This window comes from Ruegeria sp. YKSD179, assembly GCF_059612885.1.
The window spans coordinates 1-18324 of record NZ_JBXWRL010000028.1 but is presented as its reverse complement, the minus strand read 5'-3'; the positions used below and the strand labels follow the sequence as shown (position 1 = coordinate 18324).

The following is an 18324-nucleotide window of genomic DNA, read 5'->3' as shown; positions in this document are numbered from 1 at the left end:
ACGCGATGCAAACAAAGAAGATCATCAACGACGGAGACGACGCGGTCGATGAAATGCTCGACGGGATACTTCTGGCGCATGGCGACACATTGCGCACCTCCGCAGACTCGGGCCGGGCGATCATTGCGCGAAACGGGCCACGTGAGGGCAAGGTCGGTTTGGTCATCGGGGGCGGGTCCGGGCACGAGCCGACCTTCGTCGGATTTGTGGGGCAGGGGCTGGCTGACGCGGCGGCGATTGGAAACGTCTTTGCCTCGCCCCCGCCCGATCCCGCGCTAGCATGCGTCAAGGAGGTCTCCGGCGGCACAGGCGTGCTCTTCATGTACGGGAACTATGCAGGCGACGTTATGAATTTCGACATGGCGGCCGAGATGGCGGCGATGGACGATATCGAGGTGCGCACCGTGCTGACCACAGATGACGTGGCCTCGGCCCCGCGCGACGAGATCGAAAAACGGCGCGGTGTGGCGGGCAACTTCTTCATCTTCAAGGCGGCGGGAGCTGCGGCAGATGAGATGATGAGCCTCGACGAAGTCGAACGCGTGGCGCGGCACGCGAATGCGCGGACTTACACCATGGGCGTCGCGCTGAGTCCGTGTTCGCTGCCGCAGACCCGGCGGTGGAATTTCGATCTGCCTGAAGGCGAGATGGAAATCGGCATGGGCATTCACGGCGAGCCGGGGATCGAACGCGGACCGATCAAGCAGGCCGACCAGATCGTAGACGAAATGATGGACCGGATCTTCGATGAGATGGGCGCGGCAAGCGGCGATCGGGTCGCCGTTTTGGTCAACGGTCTGGGAGCAACACCGCTGATGGAGCTTTATATCATGAACAGGCGGGTGCAGGCGCGCCTTGAGGCGGCCGGTCTTTCGACCCATGCCACCTGGGTCGGGAACTATTGCACCTCGCTGGAAATGGCTGGCGCCTCGGTCACGCTCATGCATCTCGATGATGAGTTGCAGCGCCTGATCGACCGGCCTTGCCATTGCGCCATGTTCCGGGTGGTCTGAGTGATGGACGGCAATGATGTGAAAGCAATGCTGCTGGCCGCCGCCGACGCGATGGACGCTGCGCGCGATGAGCTCTGTGCGCTTGACGGTGAGATCGGGGATGCCGATCATGGCGTCGCCATGGCCGGCGGTTTCGGCGCCATCCGAACCGCTCTGGTGGAGCTAGACGGTGTAGCGCCAACCGAGGTATTGAATGCCGCGGCGAAGGCGTTCCTGAATGCCGTCGGCGCCTCCTCAGGTCCTCTCTATGCGACCGCTTTCATGCGCGCCGGCGCGGCGGTGAAGGGCAAGGACGTGCTCGGCGACGGGGACGCTCCGGGGCTGATAGTTGCGATGGCCGAGGGGATTGCGCATCGAGGCAAAGCCGAGCGCGGCGACAAAACCATGCTGGATGCTTGGGGGCCTGCCTCGGACGCAGCGACGGCGTCCGCGGGTAAACCTGCCGCCACCGTTTTCCATGCCGCGGCGGACGCGGCTGAAGCCGGGGCGGAGGCCACCGTCGAGATGCAAGCGAGACTGGGCCGCGCCGCACGCCTCGGGGCTCGCTCGCTGGGGCACAAGGATCCCGGAGCGGCGTCAGCCGCGGTGCTTCTCCGTGCCATGGCAAGAACCCTCGAAGAGAGCTGATCGGCGCGTTCGCGTCAGGTCCGCCGTTGGCCACCGGCGAAATGCCATTTGCCCGAATCGGGCTAACGCGCCCACTCTTGTAAAAAGAATATCAGCCACCGCCGACCAAACGACGGTGGCGCAAAACGGGAGTAAAGAATTGGATATTGCATCGCCCATGGGGCGCGTTTCAGCTTGGTTCGAAAACTTCAGAAAGGCCCTCGAAAACGTTGTTGCCAAAGCGTTGAAATCACTTGTCGTGGAAGAGTTCTATTGGCGTGATCTCGTCTCTTTCACATGGAATACTAAGACTATGGAAAGTCGGAATGCGATCGCCGATATGGTATTGGCCATGCTGGGCGATGCGCATCCGAAGAACTGTAAGATCGATGACCGGTCTGCCGGTTGCACGAAATGCATCACCTCTCCGGAGGGACGGCCTGGTAAAACCGGCTCGATCTGATTTCCAGTAAGGCGCGAGTGTAAAATGACGGTGGCAGATTTCTGGATCGGCACAAGTTGGAAGATGAACAAGACGCTCGTTGAAGCCGAGAGCTTCGCGAGGGCGCTTGCGGCGGCCGACGCCGATTGCGACGATCGCATCCAGCGGTTCGTGATTCCGCCCTTCACGGTCGTGCGCGAGGTTGCGCGGATTCTCGACCAGACTTCGGTTCTGGTGGGCGCACAGAACATGCATTGGGCCGATGCGGGTGCTTGGACCGGCGAGATCTCCCCAGTCATGCTGGCCGATTGCGGACTGGACGTTGTCGAACTCGGCCATTCCGAGCGCCGCGCCCATTTCGGTGAGACCGACGAGACGGTCGCCTTGAAGGCCGAGGCGGCGGTGCGCCATAGACTTATTCCGCTTATTTGCATCGGCGAGACGCTAGACGAACGGGAGAGTGGGCGCGCCACCGAAGTGCTGGGGGCTCAGGTGCGCGCCGCACTAGGTGGACTTCGCGGTGACCAGAAAGCGGCGCCGGTGATCATGGCCTATGAGCCAGTTTGGGCCATTGGCGACGGCGGCATTCCCGCGACCTCGGATTATGCAGATGCGCGTCATGCCGAGATCATCGCTTTCGCAACCGACATTCTGGGCCGCCCCGCGCCTTGCCTCTACGGTGGGTCGGTCAACCCTGAGAATTGCCAAGACCTCATCGTCTGCCCGCATATAGACGGGCTTTTTATCGGTCGGTCGGCCTGGAATGTCGACGGGTATCTCGGCATCCTTACTGCCTGCGCGGATGTCATCTGACGTATCGAAAGGACACTTCATGAAGATTGCGATTGCCGGAGACAGTGCGGGCGAGGGGTTGGCAAAAACACTGGCCATGCACCTCGCCAAGACCCACGACGTCGCGGACGTGTCGCGAACCGAGGATGGGCCGGACGCCTTCTACGCAAACCTGTCCGATCGCGTCGCTTCGGCGGTGATCGCGGGCGAGTACGACCGGGCGATCCTGGTCTGCGGGACGGGCATCGGTGTCGCGATCTCGGCCAACAAGGTCCCAGGCATCCGAGCGGCGCAATGCCACGACACCTACTCAGCTGAGCGCGCCGCGTTGTCAAACAATGCACAGATTATTACTATGGGCGCTCGCGTAATTGGCCCGGAGCTCGCGAAAACCATTGCCGAGGCCTTTCTGGCCAACACGCAAGATTTTGACGAGAACGGCCGTTCCGCTGGAAACGTCAACGCGATCCGCGACGTCGACGCGAAGTACAACAAGGCTTGAGATTCGAGTGCGGCTAAGTAAGTACAACGATCAAAAATCAACCGCTTCGGCAGCTGGACAACATTTCCGAGGACCTAATCTCGGAAATAATCCAATGCATGGTCTCGGCCTGTCCTGACCTTACCGGGGTCATGTCGGAAGAACTTGGGTTGAGGCGGGCAGGGTGGTTGGGTGGATTTTGCCCACGACCAGACCTTCCTCTTTCAAGTATTTCAAAACCAGTCCTGGGATCATCCGCCTGGCGGTGATGCTGTATATCCGATTTCCGCTGTCACTCCGCAATGTTGAAGACCTACTGCACGAACGCGGGATCGATGTCAGCCATGAAACCGTCCGCTACTGGTGGAGCAGGTTCGGCCCAATGTATGCATCAGAGATCCGAAGGAAACGGTTTCAGTAACTCCGAGCCTTTTCAAAATGGAAATGGCACGTGGACGAGGTTTTTGTGAAGGTGATTGGCCAGCGACACTATCTGTGGCGGGACGTAGATCATGAGTGCGAAGTGCTGGAAGCCGTCGTCACAAAGCGCAGAAACAAAGCTGCAGCATTGAAAATCCTCAAGAAATTGGTGAAGCGGCACGGAAAAGCGAAGCCGTCGTTACAGATCGCTTTGCTTGCTACAAGACTGCGCTCAGAGTTTTGGGTGTAATCGAAGGTGCTGTCAGACGAATTCGAACTCGTCTCTGGTAGACCAGTGAGGCTGTCCTTTATCCCGCGCCAAGTTCGCGCCACTCGTTAAGAGCAGCGCTACGTGTCAGCTTGAAGGTGTCTCGGCTGGTGAGCGATCTTTCCTGGTTGAAGTGGTTATAGACGGAAGAATGGACGGCGGCGAATTTCTGTAAACTTCGCATACGCCTGAAACGCTGCATCGCGCGTTCTCGTCGTCGGAACGGCAGATGAGAATTCTCAACGCGGTTGTTGAGCCATCTGCCCGTCCTTTGTTTTTCGGTAGCGCCAAGCTCTCTGAGCGCGGCTCTGTATGAGGCGAAGCGATCCGTGACGACGTTTTCCGCTTTTCCGTGCCGCTTCATCAATTTCTTGAGGAATTTCAGTGCTGCAGCTTTGTTTCGGCGTTTGGTGACAACGGCTTCCAGCACCTCGCCTTCGTGATCAACAGCTCGCCACAGATAATGTCGCTTGCCATTTACCTTCACAAAAACCTCGTCGACATGCCACTTCCATTTCGAGAATGCACGAAGTTGCTGGACCCGTTTGCGTCTAATCTCAGAAGCAAACATTGGGCCGAACCTGTTCCACCAGTATCGGACGGTTTCGTGGCTCACGTCGATGCCTCGCTCATGCAGCAGATCTTCGACATTCCGAAGCGAGAGTGGAAACCGAATATACAGCATCACCGCAAGACGGATGATCTCGGGACTGGTTTTGAAGTACTTGAAGGAGGCAGGTTTGGTCATTCCCAAACGCTACGCATACCCCCTGCCCCGTTCAAGCAAAGTTCTTCTGACAAGACCGTTCCATCTGCTTATGGTTGGCTTAAGCTGTTGAATTCGGAGGCCCGTATGTTTCGGCTGATTGCAGTAGCTCTGTCGCTGTTCATCTTTCCGCTTGAGAAGGCATTGGCGGAAATCATCCATCTCCACGCTAAACGTGGAAATATTGAGGGCGTTCTCGCGGAACTAGATAAGGGTGTACCGCTCGAACTTCGCAGTACGAACATGACAAGCGCACCGGGCGTTACACCGCTTTTTGTAGCCGCAAAATTCGGCCATACCGAGTTGGTTAAACTTCTTCTTGCGCGGGGTGCCGATCCAACAATTTTTTTCTATCAGGGAAATGATACTTATACGGTTGGAACCGCTCTCCACCATGCGGCCGGGTATGGCCACATCGAAGTGGTAAAAGTACTCATTGAGGCTGGGGCGGACCCAGCCAGCTATGAACCATATATCTCAACTCCTTTGCATCAGGCACTGAGAGCGGGGCACATCGAAATCGCCGAGGTGCTCATCGAAGCGGGAGCGCCTCAGCGAGTAGAGCGCCAACCGATTGCCGATAAGTTGCAGGGTGCCGATATTTCAAATGGTGAGTTTCTAGCCAAGGGGTGCGAAATCTGCCACGGTAAACCTTCGTCGATGGGAATTGCCGGCGATAATGGGCCCAATTTTTGGGGAGTATTCGAACGACCCTCTGCGTCCGATCCCGAGTTTCCTTACTCAAGTTACTTGCGCGAATTAGGTTTGGTTTGGGATGCGGATACACTGAATAGCTATCTCGCTAGCCCGTATCAGTTTGTACCCGGGACGACCAAAGTGATGCTCGGAATTGAAAATGAAAATGATCGCGCGGATCTCATTGCATATCTAGCAACTTTGAGAAATTGAGGGCCGAGCTGAAATCGCTTGGACGACCAGTTTGTCCCGCTTTGCTGGGAAGTGAAAACAAGCAGCGAATGCCTACTTTGCGAACCAAGCTGACATTTGCAGCACTACCAAACTACTGCTTTAGGTTGAGTTTAGAATACTGTACTGGCTGCTCAAGTCCCTTGAGGCTCCTAGGCTCCTGTTCGAGAAAAGAGAACTCGCCACGGACTTCGTCGGCCACATCATTGCTCGCAAGCACTTCAGTATCCAATGCCAGATCACACAGCCTCGAAGCAACATTCGAAACTGTACCAATCGCGGCATAATCAAGTCGCCCTTCAAACCCGATTTGCCCTAAGCTCGCAATGCCCTTCGCTATACCCACACCAAGGCCAAGTCGGCGAACTGGGCTTTGAAATCTTTCCATAGCGGATCTGAACCCGTGCTGAATATCCATTGCTAGTTTTACTGCCCGCGTTTCCGGGTCAGAGCATTTTATCGGTGCGTTGAACAGCACAACCAGCCCATCACCGAGAAACCGCTCCAGCGTACCCTCATAGCTTTCAATCAGCGGCCCGACATACTTGTGAAAGGCGTTGAGGGCGTCAGTAACAACCTCCGCTTCATTCGTCTCAGCAAAGGCCGTGAAACCACGCAAATCAGCAAACAGGACTACGATTTCGGCGCGATGGCGGGCAAGCAACAGAGTATCGTCTCCTGAGGCGATAATCTGATCAGCGACCGGCTTGGGGAGAAATCGCCGAAGCCTGTTGGTTCTTGATATGATTTCGACTTGTTCGGCAACTTTGCTTTCAAGTGTGTGGTTCCATTCTCCTAGTTGCTCCGTTGTAGAGTTTACTCGCTCGGCGAGTTCGCCTAATTCGTCGCCGTTGGAAACACGCGCTCTCGCCGAAAAATCTCCTTCTGTTACTTCTTGCAACGCTGTTCGAATGCTGCCCACTGGTCGAACAATTGAAGAAGATGTTGTGTAGCCCAACACCAGCGCAATAAACACAGCGAAAACCGAAGCAAAGCCTACAACCTTTTGCGATCGCAGGAATGCTGCTTCGTTTGATTTAACCAAACTGTTCATACTAACGCGAGACTGAAAAGTCAGTTTGACCGTATCTCGATCGAGGGCTCGCAATGCTCTTATTAGAGCAGTGTCAAATAGCAACCTTGCGGCTTCGCGTTGACCAGCTTCGTACAGTCCGACCACTTCGCGCCCCGTTTCTACAATTTCACCCGTCCGATGAAAAAACTCATCCGCCTTCTCCATATTGGAGAATCCAGAAGCTTGTTCGGCACCTGCAACGTTTGCCCCCGCGATCTTCTGAAGCCAGGTCAAATCAGTTGATAGTGGGTTGGTAGAAGAGTCCTGCTCGTCAACACCTTGCGTTCCAGCAAACAGTAAAGCCCCTGATAGCATCGTTTCGCTAATTTGTACTCTGAACTCGTTTAGTGCAGAGATTTTTGCCTGCTCGGCTATAAGTTGAGATGCTCGCTCGTTGGCGTGACGCAACTCAAATGCACTTGTCAAGGCGAGTGCTATAAGAAGTGTGGTTATTCCGACAAACGAAATTGAAAGTTTCGATCTTATTGGAAGGGTAATTCTTCCAAACGCTTCACTCAGGGAACCGAGTATTATGGGTTCTCTTAACGAAATAACGGAGCGCTTTTCCTGCAAAACGAACCTCCCCACTGCAGTGAAACTCTACTTGATAGCCAGTATTCGGGCAAAAAATCGAATTTACAAACGTGGTATTTTCAGAAGCGAGATTAGAGGCCCGCACCACAGAACAAGAGTAAATGCAAAGGAAACATTTAGTCTCCAATTAATCGTCTGTATTGGGCTCAACACGGTCGTTCGCTGCACCTGGTATGGACGCCGCCGCGATTGAACTTAAAACGTCACTTGCAGTGACTTGGGGAACACTGAGCCAAGCGGGTGCCCACCAACCCCAGCTCGACAGTGTTTTTTCAATCGTGAAGACAATCCCAGCCACCAAAAGCCCGGAAAGACTTATGGCAGCAGGGATGGTCAGGAACCCGCGAAAAAACCTCAGAAAATCCTTAGTTGATCGCATTAAGGCCCCCATTCACAAAACTAGCTTTGGTCGAAGATCCCATGGATTCTGTCTTAAGCGAACCGGTCGGCAGCATGTTTCAGAGCGCTCTTCATATCGTTCCACGCTGCCTCATAACCTTCCTTGACATCTTCCCAGGCTTCTTCGCTGGTGGACTTCAACTCTTCCAGCTGAGCCTCTGCATCAGACTTCGCTTTGTGGAGCGTGCTGAGCTGTTCCTCGAGCTCCAGTTTCGCATACGCTTCGGCCACCTTTAACTTGGCCTCAAGAGCGTCAATCTGTGCATTCCAACTATCCAGTTGCAGCTGTGCTTTTTTCTCATACCCAACACGTGTCATCTTTTTCCCTTTCATCAAAATCGGTGAACCCGAAAAATGGCAGCAGCAAATTATGCCGTGGCGATCGCCTTGAGCATCCAGACCGCTTCCTCATGCTTCGCCATCCTGGCGTTCATCAGGTCCTCTGTTGCCCCATCGCCGTACCGGGCAGCGGTCGTCGCGGTCTCGCGCAGGTTCCGCGCCATCGCCTCGTGGTCCGCGATCAATTGTTTGATCATGCCTTCTGCGTCTTTGATCGTCTCTTCTTCGGTCAGCTTGGCTTGACTTATCATGTCCGTGAACGAAATCGGTGCAACCTGACCCAGAGCGCGAACACGCTCGGCCAATGCATCAGCAGCCTCGAATAGGTCATGATAGTGACGCTCGGTAAGCTCATGGATCGGCAGGAATAGCGGACCCACAACATTCCAGTGGGTTCCCTGTGTCTTCACCATCAGCACCATGGTGTCTGCCAATACTTCAGTGACGGCGTTGGCGATCCAAGCATTCTTATCGATACCCGTATCGTTCACTTCTTCCTGCACTTCAGATTTTAAGACTTGCTGTATCATTTTCACTCCGTTGCGTTGCTTATGGAGTTACAATTAGGATGTAAAAGTGATTTTTCAAATAAAATCATATACTTAAAGTACACATCCTGCGCACCTTAGGGCTCTTCATGACAATCATGACCCTACATGCCTCACACAGCATGCCAACAATCATGTAGACACACAGGCACATTGCCATACATGCTTGGAGTAAGTGATGGAAGCTACTGAGGTCATGTCAGTGTCAGATCAAGATCGACCACCCAAGCGCACCGAGAAACTTCAGTTAATGCTTGACCTCGAAGAGCTCAAAGCCATTGATGACTGGAGATTTGAGAACAGGTTGCCATCCAGAGCGGCCGCAATCCGAGAGCTCATTCGTCGCGGACTTATCTCCAACGAGTTCGATGAGCCTCCTACGGACGCGCCATCTGGTGAATTTCGTGTCGTGGACGAATGATTGGAAAGTAATCAGTAAGTCTTAAGGAGATCTCGGCTCAGCGGAAAAGCGCTTCGTCTTCGACCTTGCTTAAACTTCTGCTTTGCGTTCGACGCGTTCGTACCTAGCAACTTTCTTGTACGACTGCTACGCGGACACTTCGGTCGTTATTGCACAGTTGCGAAGCCGGCTTGTCAGTTTCGAATGGTTTTGTTGCTCTACGACCGATATGCAGGAGACAGGAGGAACAGTGTGGAGCGCCAACTTGCAGCAATTCTCGCAGCTGACATGGTCGGCTATACGAGGCGGATGGAGCAAGACGAGTCAGGCACACTTTCCGCCTTGTCTGCTAGAATAGATGAGACAATTGCGCCTCTCATAAAACGTCACCGCGGGCGTATCGTTAAACTAATGGGTGATGGCCTTCTGGCCAATTTCAGCAGTGCCGCGGATGCAGTTTCTTGTGCGGTTGAATGGCAACAGAACCCCCCGGAAGAACCCGACCCGATACAATTCCGCATCGGCATAAATCTCGGTGACATCATCATGCAGGATGGTGATGTCTTCGGTTCTGGCGTTAACCTCGCGTCTCGATTGGAGCAGCTGGCGAACCCGGGAGATGTACTCGTGTCCGACGCTGTTTATCGCGTTGTCGGCAACCGAATTCCGGTTGCTTGGGAGGACACAGGCACGCATTCCGTCAAAAATGTTTCTGAGCCGTTGCGCGCTTGGCGCATCGCAGGAGGGAAACGAGAAAATGCTGAACCGCCGAAACCGGCAGCCGTCAAGAAAGCCGCCATCGCGGTTCTGCCGCTACACAACATGAGCGACGACCCGGAGCAGACTTTTTTCAGCGACGGTATCGCGGAAGACATTATCACTGGTTTGTCGCGCTTTCGTACGCTTCAGGTTATTTCGAGGAACGCGTCGTTCCGGTTCAGAGCACAAGACATGTATCCAGCTGAAATAGCCACAGCTTTAGGTGCTGACTATCTCGTTGAAGGCAGTGTCCGAAAAGCTGGAAGTCGGGTAAGGATTTCCGTGCAGCTCGCCGATGCCGTCACTGGTGCGCAGTTGTGGTCAGAACGCTACGACCGCGAATTGGAAGACATCTTATCCGTTCAGGATGAAGTCGCCCGCAGCATCGTGGCGGTACTTCCCGGGCGAGTGCAACACGATTTTGTCGATCGCTCGGCGCAGAAACCAGCGGACGAGATGAAGGCCTATGACTTGATGCTGAGAAGCAAGGCTCTTCGCGACGGTCTAAATGCCAGAGATACGGCAAAAGCTCGCGCTTTGCTGGAACGGGCAGTCGCACTCGATCCGTCTATTGCGCGATCCTATATGTACCTCTCGGACACCTATGTAATCGACCTCTGGTTGGGACTGGCTGACTCAGATGCTCCTGACCACGCATTAAACATTGCACGGAAGGGCGCGGCGCTGGATAACCGGGACCCCTACATTCAGGACCAACTTGGGTTTGCTTATCTTTGCGCCAAGCTCTGGGATGAAGCCGACGCACAGTTTGAGAAAACGCTCGCGCTGATCGAAAACGAAGCAGAGTCCATGGCATGGTGTGGCTATGCATTTCTTTTGTTGGGAAGGCACGAAAAGGCGCTTGAGGTCGTATCAGAAGCGATGCGATTGGACCCGCTACATCCGCCGGCCATAGATTGGATCATGGGACAAGTGGAATTCTTTTGTGGAAACTTCGAGGCTGCACTCGGCTTGCTGATTGGCGAGGCTCGCCTCAACTCTTTAGCCGCAGCTTTCGTAGCGGCTTCTTATGCACACCTTGGACGGCCAACTGAGGCTGCGGAAGCCTTGAAGGACTTTGTTTCGGAACGTAGCGATGAGTTTGGAAGCCGAGGCATTGAATTGGCCGAAGAAAATATTGCTACGCTTGCACGAGGCTTTGAAAGCATGTGGCGTCGACCGGAAGATTTCGAGCTGCTGGCTACCGGTTTGCATAGGGCGGGGCTATCTCTCTAGGCGGAAATCGCGAGTCACAACGAAACGACTTTGGGCTCTAAGCGGTCAGTCGGAAATTTTCATTGAGCGTCTAAAATCCTGCCTCTACGTGTGCAGAGCGCAGTTGCTCTCTATTTTGCGCACTCTTCAAACCGAAAGATGACACTAGCGCGTCGACCGAGAACTTGCTGTAAATGTCCGCGTAGTTCACCTGTTCCGGCAATTACTAAAGCGTCAGCTATGGGCTCGGTGCAGACGTTCGCACGGTTGCTGCGAAGGACCGAGTTGCGGACGAAGCTGACATGTCGGGTCGCTTTGTATAGTGTTGCGGAAATGATTAGGGAGGCTTCGAAATGACTAATCCCAATGAAGTCGAGCACCATTACCATTCCGGTCACTTGCTCAAGCGGATTTCCGATGGATGCGCAGCACTAAACTTGACCCCACCGATTTCCCACGACGCTTTGGCTCCGGTTGACGAGTTTCACATTGGTGGGCGCCTCGCAACCGAACCGTTTGTAAAGGCTCTTGGCCTTACGCCCGAAAGCCGGGTTATCGATTTTGGATGCGGTCTCGGCGGTCCGGCGCGCTATGTCGCGGCAGCTACCGGAGCGCACGTAACCGGCGTTGATTTGACCGCTGAGTTTGTGGAAACCGGAAGGACACTCACTGAATGGACCGGGTTATCGGATCGGGTTCAACTTATCGAAGGCAGCGTGCTCGATTTGCCGCTAGAAGCTGGTTCAATGGACGCCGCTTATATGATCCACGTTGGCATGAACATCGCGGACAAAGTAGGCATAGCGCGCGAGGCGAAACGGGTCCTCAAGCCAGGAGGAATCTTTGCAATTTACGATGTGATGCAAGTCGGAGAGGGACAAATGGACTATCCGGCGCCTTGGGCTTCTTCCTCAGGTCAAAGCGCACTTGCGCCACCGGAGACGTATGAGGCTGCTTTGAAGTCCGTTGGTTTCAAGGTGAGTGACCGGATCGACCGCACGGAATTTGCCAAACAGTTCTTCGCCGATCTGGCAGCTGCGCAAAGCCGTTCAGATGGCCCTCCACCTTTGGGTCTTCATCTTATCATGGGCGAAGACACTGCGCTTAAGGTTCAACACATGGTTCGGAACATCGAACGTGGTTTGATTGCCCCAATTGAAATTCACGCACGCCTGCCAGTTTAGACGACGGTCCATCTGGTGGTTGTACGGTCTAGTCAAATACTTCTGAGCGACAAACGCTTAATGTTTAGTCGCCTAAATCAGAAATAACGGACTTTAGCCGACGGATGGCTTCCGCGCTTATGCGATCCTGGTCCACAGTAAGGGTGTAGCCCTCGTCCTCCTCGTGAATGATGCGGCTCTGTCGCGCAGCGGCTTCGTAGATCGCTGTTGCCGCGTAAGTGCGGATCGGATTCTGAAATCCTTTCACCTGAACCGGCTCACGCTCTTCAACCGAGAGCCAATCTGTCACCAAAGAATAGGTTTCCGCTGCCAGTAATATGCCTCCTGGATCGCACTCAGCCTCAAGCCTTGCAGCAAGATTCACTTCTCGCCCAATCGCAGTGTAATCCATCCGATCATTGGAACCGAAATTGCCTATTGTGCAGTAGCCCGTATTGATGCCTATGCGAGCCTGAAATGGTCGATCAATCAAGCCTTTGCGCCGCCATCCAGTTTGCAGATCGTTCAAGGCGCGTTGCATATCGATCGCCATCCGAACGCAAGCAGCTGCATCTTCCTTTGCGCCCAGGCTTTCGGGTTCGCCAAAATACAGCATCATCGCGTCCCCAATGAACTTGTCGAAATATGCGCCGTGTCGCTGAGCGATCTTGGACATTTCCGACAGATACTCGTTCAGCAACGAAGTCAGTTCCTCTGCTTCAAGCTGATCTGTAATCTCGGAAAAATCGACGATGTCGGAGAAGAAGACCGTGAGTTTGCGGCGGCGACTCTCGATCGCCGCTTGCTGGTTACCAGCTATGATTGACCGATAAAGTTGAGGCGGCATGTACTTGGCAAGCTGTTTGGATACGTTCTCCAGGGTCTCATTCGCTTCACGCATTTGGTTCAGCAAATGCAAGTTATCCAGAGCGATATTTGCCTGTGCTGCAAACGTCTTGAGAATATCGAATTGCTCTGTTTGCAGCTTGCCGATCGAATGCCGCAACACTGCAAGAGCTCCAACGGTCTGCCCGCCTTGAGAAATTGGAACCATCGTTACGGCCCGAGCTCCAGAGGCAAGGAAGTTGCCAGCACCAATTCGAAACTGATCTTGTGCCGCCGCGACGTCTGGCAAGTCAATCGCCTTGCCATTTAGAATGACGTGGCCGTGGATTGTCTCTGGATGAAGAGGAGCTGGAAAGCGGCGTCGCCAAGCCTCAACACCGGCTGGTTCTGGGCCGGAGATTGCGCCCAAAATCAGTTTGTTACCCTCCCTCAATCCGATGCTGATTGTCGATTTTGGAAACAGTGTTTGACCCGCTTCAACAATAGAGTTGAAAACCGGTTGGGGATCTCTAATCGAGCTGTTTACCACGTCCAGGATTTTGGCCGTCGCCACTTGTCGATCCAGCGCTTCCTTCAGCTGGGTTTCCAACGCCTCTAAAGTCCCAGCTGGTTCATTAGGCGCATCAGACAAGAGGTCCGGTTGTGAAGTTCTCTGACCCTTTGACATGTCGACCATCCTTTTGGGTGATTAACCATCAACCAAGTCGTAATGCTTGATGGATCGCGACTCGACGAGCTCCGCTTCTGCTGGATCAATGTGCGGGCTTTGGTAGTCTTCTCCCACGAAAGCCCTAAGCGCCTCCAAGCTCTCCCTCACCATGACAAAACTGAATTCTCGGAGGGACTCCGTTCTCGGGGCACCGGGAAGAACGCGCACGATCCCGGGAGTACTGTTCATCAAGGGGATCGCAGTTTCATGGAACAAGCGGCCAAACTCCTGTTCTTTTCCGGGACGCGTTGTCACCTGAAATATACGCATAATCATACATAATCCTCCCAAAGGTCGGACTCTTGTATGTATGTATGCCTCGGAAGTTCATACTACCACACTTGGGTGGGACTGTCTGCTGTGGGCTCAACTCGGTCATTCGCTGCACTCAGCTTGAACGACTGCAATGCGGACAAAACTGCCATTTTGGTCAGCCCGCGTCGCGGCTATGATAAACCTCTATGGGACTCACAGCGGTGTGTTTATTGTCTCAATTAATGGAGATTGAAAAACTAACACTGGATGCGGATACGCCTGGCCAAACATTTGGCTTGGACGTTTTTCGCTTTCATGGCTCCGCAAGTGGCCCCGCGATCTATATTCAGGGTGGTCTGCATTCGCTCGAAATGCCCGGCACTGTTGCAATAGACCGTCTTATCCCCCGTTTAGAAGCGGCTGAAGTCCATGGGCGCGTTGTTGGCGACATTACATTGGTCCCGCACGCAAATCCGATCGGATTGACCCAAGTGGTGTTTGGTCAACCGCTGGGCCGATTTGATGCGAGTACCCGTGTGAACTTTAACAGATCGTTCCCGCCCAAATCCGCGAGCGGTTTGGAGAACAAGCCTGCATCTGAGCGTTTGAAGGCGACGCTTCTCGCGTTAGCTGAACAAGCGGAGGTCGTGCTTGACCTACATTGCGACGATGAAGGCCCGATCTATTTGTACGTTTCCGAACGGCAGTTAGAGGAAGGACGCCGTCTTGCCCGGTGGATTGGGGCCCAGGTTATTCTAACCGACGCCAGCGACGATCCGATTTCATTCGACCTGGCTGTGGGAGAGCGTTGGGCCGCTGACAACAGAAGTGAGCGATTTGCTGCGACTATCGAATTGCGCGGCATGATCGATGTAACTCCGGAATTTGCCGAACATGATGCCGACGGCCTTTATCATTATCTGGTGAGCATCGGGACTGTCGACGATACGCTCCCTGCAAATTCTGCGGTGGACCCAATCATAGGCGACGTTGACGCAGCCGAACTTCTTGCAACGCCGTCATCTGGTGCCGTTCTTTATGATGTTGATATTTGTGATTGGGTGAAGTCAGGTCAGCGTTTGGCCGTAGTCGTGTCAAAACCCGGTGCAGCGCATCAAGAGATAATTTCACCATTTGACGGTCAGGTTATTACGCGACGGGAAGTGCGTTTTGTCCGAAAAGGCGATGATGTTATCAAAGTGCTTCGGCACCCGCTTCCATAGGTATCCGCAATAACTACGAAATACCGCTTACGGTCAAAGCAGTCGTTCGCGATGACCGCTTTAGGGGACTTAATTTTCTAAATCTGCGCGTTTGTCATCCAGCAAGTCAGAAAGACGGTTCTGTCTGTTGCGCGGCGACTAGCGGTACCGCCTCCGCCACCAAACCAGATGGTGCGTTTGCGCCTGAGTGAATCCTGGTCACCATCGACAGTTTACGAGCCCATCGTTGTAACCGGTCAAATTAGGATCGACCCGACGCAGAAGGAAATGCTGGTTGTTGATGGTCCCGTCCTCATGAAGGCTGCGTTTACTTTAGAGGTCGATGACGTTCAGACTTTTGGACCAACCAAGACTTCCAATGAGGCCACGACCAATAGGGCAAGTGAACTGATGGGAAGAATAAAAGCGACTGGCGGGGCTATCAAAGACGAATAGTGACACGGCCCAATTGACCAGAATATGATTCAGAAGGAGCGGTCAGGCTGATAGGTTGAGTATGTGTTGGCGAGAGACTGAACAACCAGCGATTTGCCAATCGGAACATTTTTATAGATTCACACTAAATATTTGTAAATTAACAAAAAAGCTTGGGAGGCTTCGAGGCTGCCACAACCTTCGGAGACCCTTTTAACGCGCCGTCCTTGGCCTATCAGGCGGCAGCTTTGCAGAAATTGGGGCACGGGGCTGAAGCCGCCAGAAAAAAGCAAGAAATCGAACGCAGTTGGCCGGGTGCTCCGCTGGATATGATGTTCCATGGCATTTACAAGGACAGGGAACTCGCCGATGAACTACTTGCGCCGCTTGTAGAGCTTGGTTGGACTTCGAAAGTCGCGAAGGCTGGCGCCAGTGGGTCAAACGCCGATTGATTGCGCTCGATGTATCAAAATTCGAAGACTACATTTTTCGTTCGTTTTTACTGCTTGGGTTGGCAGCGGACTTCTGCGTCAATAGGATGAGCCGCAGAATTATCGTTTCATGTTGCGGGCCGCTTTGTGCCATCCACTGCACTTTGCAAAGTCCGCTTTCTGCGCTGTACTGACATTTGTGCCGAACGCAGCATCGGTCACTTTGGGCTCGGAACGGTCATCTGAGTTATTTGGTCAGATGTCCGCTAATGGACGGATAGCAGACCCAACGTTGCAAAACGCCAACGTCTGTTTTGCGGGCGAAGCCGTCTTCCATACGTTAGGCTGATGGGCCCCAATCTCGGCTAAAACAAAACCCCGGCAGCGTAGGTCTACCGGGGTTTTGTCAGAGGGGGTTAAGTCAAAGTGAGTGTATTAATCAATCCGGCTCAGTGCTGTCGCCGGAACAAAACAGCTAGCCCATCATATCCCAATCTGTGTGGGCTCCATGATGAAACTCACCAATGTCCAACGTTGCAACGGCTGAGAAATCATCCTGAGCCGAACCCTGTGTGGGTTTATGATTTGATTTGCCAGCAGGCGCATCGCCAAAATTGTGTCGATCCGCGGCAGTATCGCCAGGATTGTTGTTGGCCTGATGCCCACTTCCGTGTCCGTGCCACTTAGTCGTGAAACCTGCTGGTCCACCTGCATCCGGGGGTGCCATTAAGGGGGCGGCTGAAAACCTCATTAAGCTTTTCATTTCTTCTCCTCTTAGCTGCGCATGCAACCCCCACGGCTGGTTATCGTGAGGAAGATTGGGTCAGAATTGTGGCAGGTTGTGAGAGTAAGTCTAAACTTGGCAATAAACCGCCCAACGATTGCACTATCATTGCAGAGCACATTTGCTTGCACGATGGCATGGCGCGGACGCTTTGGCGGGCGCCGGGTTCAGTGCATTTAATAACTGACCCCACGCCTTTAATTGCCACAAATTCTGACTGCTAAAAACACATTTCATGAGAAAACTGTTCCAGAGGCCTTCAATTTCAGACCTACATGAACATAGGCTCGGGCATGATCGTTGCTTGATTCAAAAAATGAAGTCTCAAAAGCAAATGTAACATATACATCAACAGTATGAGTTCAGTGAAATTGAGGGGACACCGCGTGAAGATCTATTCTGTATTCGTTTGGATGCTTGCTCTAGCCTTGACGGTTGGCGTCATCGATGTGGCTTCTGCCAAAGAGAAGGGCGGAAAGTCAAAAGACAAGAAAGTTCAGTTGGACAGCAAACCAGGCAAAGTGCAGAAAGCCGTACCGCCAGGGCAAATAAAGCGATATACAAGGGGGGCAAAACTTCCCGCCGACTTGGACTACTCGGACATCGGCGACCTTGCTGACTGGAAATTGAAACCTCCAGGAAAGGGAAATCGTTACATACGCGTCAACGATGAAATTTTGGAAGTTTCGGATGATCTGTCTACTGTCGTGGATGCCGTTGGTATCGTTGGTGACCTTGCTAAGTAAAACGACTGATACATAACTCTTTGGCTCGACTCGGTCATCTGAGTTATTTGGTCAGATGTCCGCTAATGGACGGATAGCAGACCCAACATTGCGAAACGCCAACGTCTGCCTTGCGGACAAAGCTCACCTTAAACCTTTCAGGGCCCTACCTCTCCTAGCAACTCAAAGTGCTCGATGCTGGCCGAGGCAATCAAATCTCGCTCCTCGGGCTCGATCCGCGCTTCGAGCCAGTTGTCGCCCGCGAAAGCTTTTATCGAAGCCAAGTCGCGCCAGAGCATGGTCATGCAGAACGCATTCGGGTCGTCTCTCCAAGGTTTTCCGGCCGCCACCCAGATCAAGCCGTCCTGACTTTTCACAAGAGGCAGTATCTGATCGCGAAAAATCGTCTCAAATTCTTCGGCCTTGCTTTCGTGTACGGTTAATCGGAACTGGCGGAGCAGCATTTCGGTTCCTCCGGATTCTTTGGCCTCAACAATAATAACATATAGAGACGACCGTCTTTGGCTCTGAGCGGTCATCTGAGTCTTTCTGTCAGATGACTGCTTAGGGGCGGATAGCAGTCATAGCTTGGTCGCTTTTCAAGTCACACAATGAGGTTGGTGCTGTCAGACGAATTCGAACTCGTCTCTGGTAGACCAGTGAGGCTGTCCTTTATCCCGCGCCAAGTTCGCGCCACTCGTTAAGAGCAGCGCTACGTGTCAGCTTGAAG

General features: G+C 53.5%; 22 protein-coding genes and 1 pseudogene. 14 read left to right on the top strand and 9 right to left on the bottom strand.

Going from position 1 to position 18324, the window contains the following annotated elements; all coding sequences use genetic code 11:
* The first annotated feature begins 5 nt into the window (after positions 1-5).
* From AC2FNE_RS13825 to AC2FNE_RS13800, 6 genes and pseudogenes are all read left to right on the top strand, one after another.
* Complete coding sequence (locus AC2FNE_RS13825) at positions 6-1013, top strand: dihydroxyacetone kinase subunit DhaK (RefSeq protein WP_170603633.1); 1008 nt, start codon at positions 6-8, stop codon at positions 1011-1013.
* Positions 1014-1016: 3 nt separating this feature from the next.
* The gene (gene dhaL, locus AC2FNE_RS13820) at positions 1017-1640 is read left to right on the top strand and encodes a dihydroxyacetone kinase subunit DhaL (RefSeq protein ID WP_170603635.1); all 624 of its coding nucleotides are present in this window, start codon (positions 1017-1019) and stop codon (positions 1638-1640) included.
* A 139-nt stretch (positions 1641-1779) separates the two neighbouring features.
* On the top strand, positions 1780-2082 hold the full coding sequence (locus tag AC2FNE_RS13815; RefSeq protein WP_496805610.1) for a hypothetical protein: 303 nt from the start codon (positions 1780-1782) through the stop codon (positions 2080-2082).
* Between the two features lie 24 nt (positions 2083-2106).
* The gene (locus AC2FNE_RS13810; RefSeq protein WP_496773389.1) at positions 2107-2874 is read left to right on the top strand and encodes a triose-phosphate isomerase; all 768 of its coding nucleotides are present in this window, start codon (positions 2107-2109) and stop codon (positions 2872-2874) included.
* Positions 2875-2893: 19 nt separating this feature from the next.
* Positions 2894-3355: a D-erythrulose-4-phosphate isomerase gene (derI, locus tag AC2FNE_RS13805; RefSeq protein WP_170603641.1), complete on the top strand. Its 462-nt coding sequence runs from the start codon at positions 2894-2896 to the stop codon at positions 3353-3355.
* A gap of 178 nt (positions 3356-3533) precedes the next feature.
* Positions 3534-4009: pseudogene (locus AC2FNE_RS13800) on the top strand (IS6 family transposase); the annotation flags it as partial.
* A gap of 53 nt (positions 4010-4062) precedes the next feature.
* Here the strand turns inward: AC2FNE_RS13800 and AC2FNE_RS13795 are convergent.
* The gene (locus AC2FNE_RS13795) at positions 4063-4770 is read right to left on the bottom strand and encodes an IS6 family transposase (protein WP_496805609.1); all 708 of its coding nucleotides are present in this window, start codon (positions 4768-4770) and stop codon (positions 4063-4065) included.
* 105 nt (positions 4771-4875) lie between these two features.
* Between AC2FNE_RS13795 and AC2FNE_RS13790 the strand changes: the two genes are divergently transcribed.
* A complete protein-coding gene (locus AC2FNE_RS13790; RefSeq protein WP_496805608.1) occupies positions 4876-5697 on the top strand; it encodes an ankyrin repeat domain-containing protein in 822 nt (273 codons plus the stop codon).
* A 112-nt stretch (positions 5698-5809) separates the two neighbouring features.
* Here AC2FNE_RS13790 and AC2FNE_RS13785 read toward each other — a convergent pair whose 3' ends face one another.
* From AC2FNE_RS13785 to AC2FNE_RS13770, 4 genes are all read right to left on the bottom strand, one after another.
* Positions 5810-7216: an adenylate/guanylate cyclase domain-containing protein gene (locus AC2FNE_RS13785; protein ID WP_496805607.1), complete on the bottom strand. Its 1407-nt coding sequence runs from the start codon at positions 7214-7216 to the stop codon at positions 5810-5812.
* Between the two features lie 295 nt (positions 7217-7511).
* Complete coding sequence (locus AC2FNE_RS13780) at positions 7512-7763, bottom strand: hypothetical protein (protein ID WP_496805606.1); 252 nt, start codon at positions 7761-7763, stop codon at positions 7512-7514.
* Between the two features lie 53 nt (positions 7764-7816).
* On the bottom strand, positions 7817-8101 hold the full coding sequence (locus AC2FNE_RS13775; RefSeq protein WP_170611242.1) for a sll1863 family stress response protein: 285 nt from the start codon (positions 8099-8101) through the stop codon (positions 7817-7819).
* Between the two features lie 50 nt (positions 8102-8151).
* Positions 8152-8652, bottom strand: coding sequence for a Dps family protein (locus AC2FNE_RS13770; protein ID WP_170609113.1), 501 nt, complete (start codon positions 8650-8652; stop codon positions 8152-8154).
* Between the two features lie 196 nt (positions 8653-8848).
* On the opposite strand from AC2FNE_RS13770, the gene AC2FNE_RS13765 reads away from it, so the two are divergent.
* The 3 genes from AC2FNE_RS13765 to AC2FNE_RS13755 all read left to right on the top strand — a co-directional run bounded on the left by AC2FNE_RS13765 (position 8849) and on the right by AC2FNE_RS13755 (position 12228).
* Positions 8849-9091 carry a hypothetical protein gene (locus AC2FNE_RS13765; protein ID WP_170609107.1) on the top strand — a complete coding sequence of 81 codons (243 nt, stop codon included), beginning with the start codon at positions 8849-8851 and terminating at the stop codon, positions 9089-9091.
* 231 nt (positions 9092-9322) lie between these two features.
* A complete protein-coding gene (locus AC2FNE_RS13760; protein ID WP_496805605.1) occupies positions 9323-11065 on the top strand; it encodes an adenylate/guanylate cyclase domain-containing protein in 1743 nt (580 codons plus the stop codon).
* A 332-nt stretch (positions 11066-11397) separates the two neighbouring features.
* Positions 11398-12228 (top strand): class I SAM-dependent methyltransferase, encoded by an 831-nt coding sequence (locus AC2FNE_RS13755; RefSeq protein WP_170609117.1) that lies wholly within the window; start codon positions 11398-11400, stop codon positions 12226-12228.
* Between the two features lie 64 nt (positions 12229-12292).
* Here AC2FNE_RS13755 and AC2FNE_RS13750 read toward each other — a convergent pair whose 3' ends face one another.
* A complete protein-coding gene (locus tag AC2FNE_RS13750; protein WP_496805604.1) occupies positions 12293-13720 on the bottom strand; it encodes an adenylate/guanylate cyclase domain-containing protein in 1428 nt (475 codons plus the stop codon).
* Positions 13721-13741: 21 nt separating this feature from the next.
* Positions 13742-14038, bottom strand: coding sequence for an antibiotic biosynthesis monooxygenase family protein (locus tag AC2FNE_RS13745; protein ID WP_260026681.1), 297 nt, complete (start codon positions 14036-14038; stop codon positions 13742-13744).
* A 209-nt stretch (positions 14039-14247) separates the two neighbouring features.
* Here AC2FNE_RS13745 and AC2FNE_RS13740 point away from each other — a divergent pair, with 209 nt between their 5' ends.
* The 3 genes from AC2FNE_RS13740 (at position 14248) to AC2FNE_RS13730 (ending at position 16106) form a co-directional block, all read left to right on the top strand.
* Positions 14248-15240: a M14 family metallopeptidase gene (locus tag AC2FNE_RS13740; RefSeq protein WP_496805603.1), complete on the top strand. Its 993-nt coding sequence runs from the start codon at positions 14248-14250 to the stop codon at positions 15238-15240.
* Positions 15241-15321: 81 nt separating this feature from the next.
* Complete coding sequence (locus AC2FNE_RS13735; RefSeq protein WP_496805622.1) at positions 15322-15675, top strand: DUF3299 domain-containing protein; 354 nt, start codon at positions 15322-15324, stop codon at positions 15673-15675.
* A 152-nt stretch (positions 15676-15827) separates the two neighbouring features.
* Positions 15828-16106, top strand: a complete 279-nt coding sequence (locus AC2FNE_RS13730; protein WP_496805602.1) for a hypothetical protein — start codon at positions 15828-15830, stop codon at positions 16104-16106.
* Between the two features lie 454 nt (positions 16107-16560).
* Here AC2FNE_RS13730 and AC2FNE_RS13725 read toward each other — a convergent pair whose 3' ends face one another.
* Positions 16561-16848, bottom strand: coding sequence for a hypothetical protein (locus AC2FNE_RS13725; protein WP_170482477.1), 288 nt, complete (start codon positions 16846-16848; stop codon positions 16561-16563).
* Between the two features lie 407 nt (positions 16849-17255).
* Here AC2FNE_RS13725 and AC2FNE_RS13720 point away from each other — a divergent pair, with 407 nt between their 5' ends.
* Positions 17256-17615 carry a hypothetical protein gene (locus tag AC2FNE_RS13720; RefSeq protein WP_496805601.1) on the top strand — a complete coding sequence of 120 codons (360 nt, stop codon included), beginning with the start codon at positions 17256-17258 and terminating at the stop codon, positions 17613-17615.
* Positions 17616-17752: 137 nt separating this feature from the next.
* On the opposite strand, the gene AC2FNE_RS13715 is transcribed toward AC2FNE_RS13720, so the two are convergent.
* Positions 17753-18133: an antibiotic biosynthesis monooxygenase family protein gene (locus AC2FNE_RS13715; RefSeq protein ID WP_496805600.1), complete on the bottom strand. Its 381-nt coding sequence runs from the start codon at positions 18131-18133 to the stop codon at positions 17753-17755.
* Positions 18134-18324: the final 191 nt, after the last annotated feature.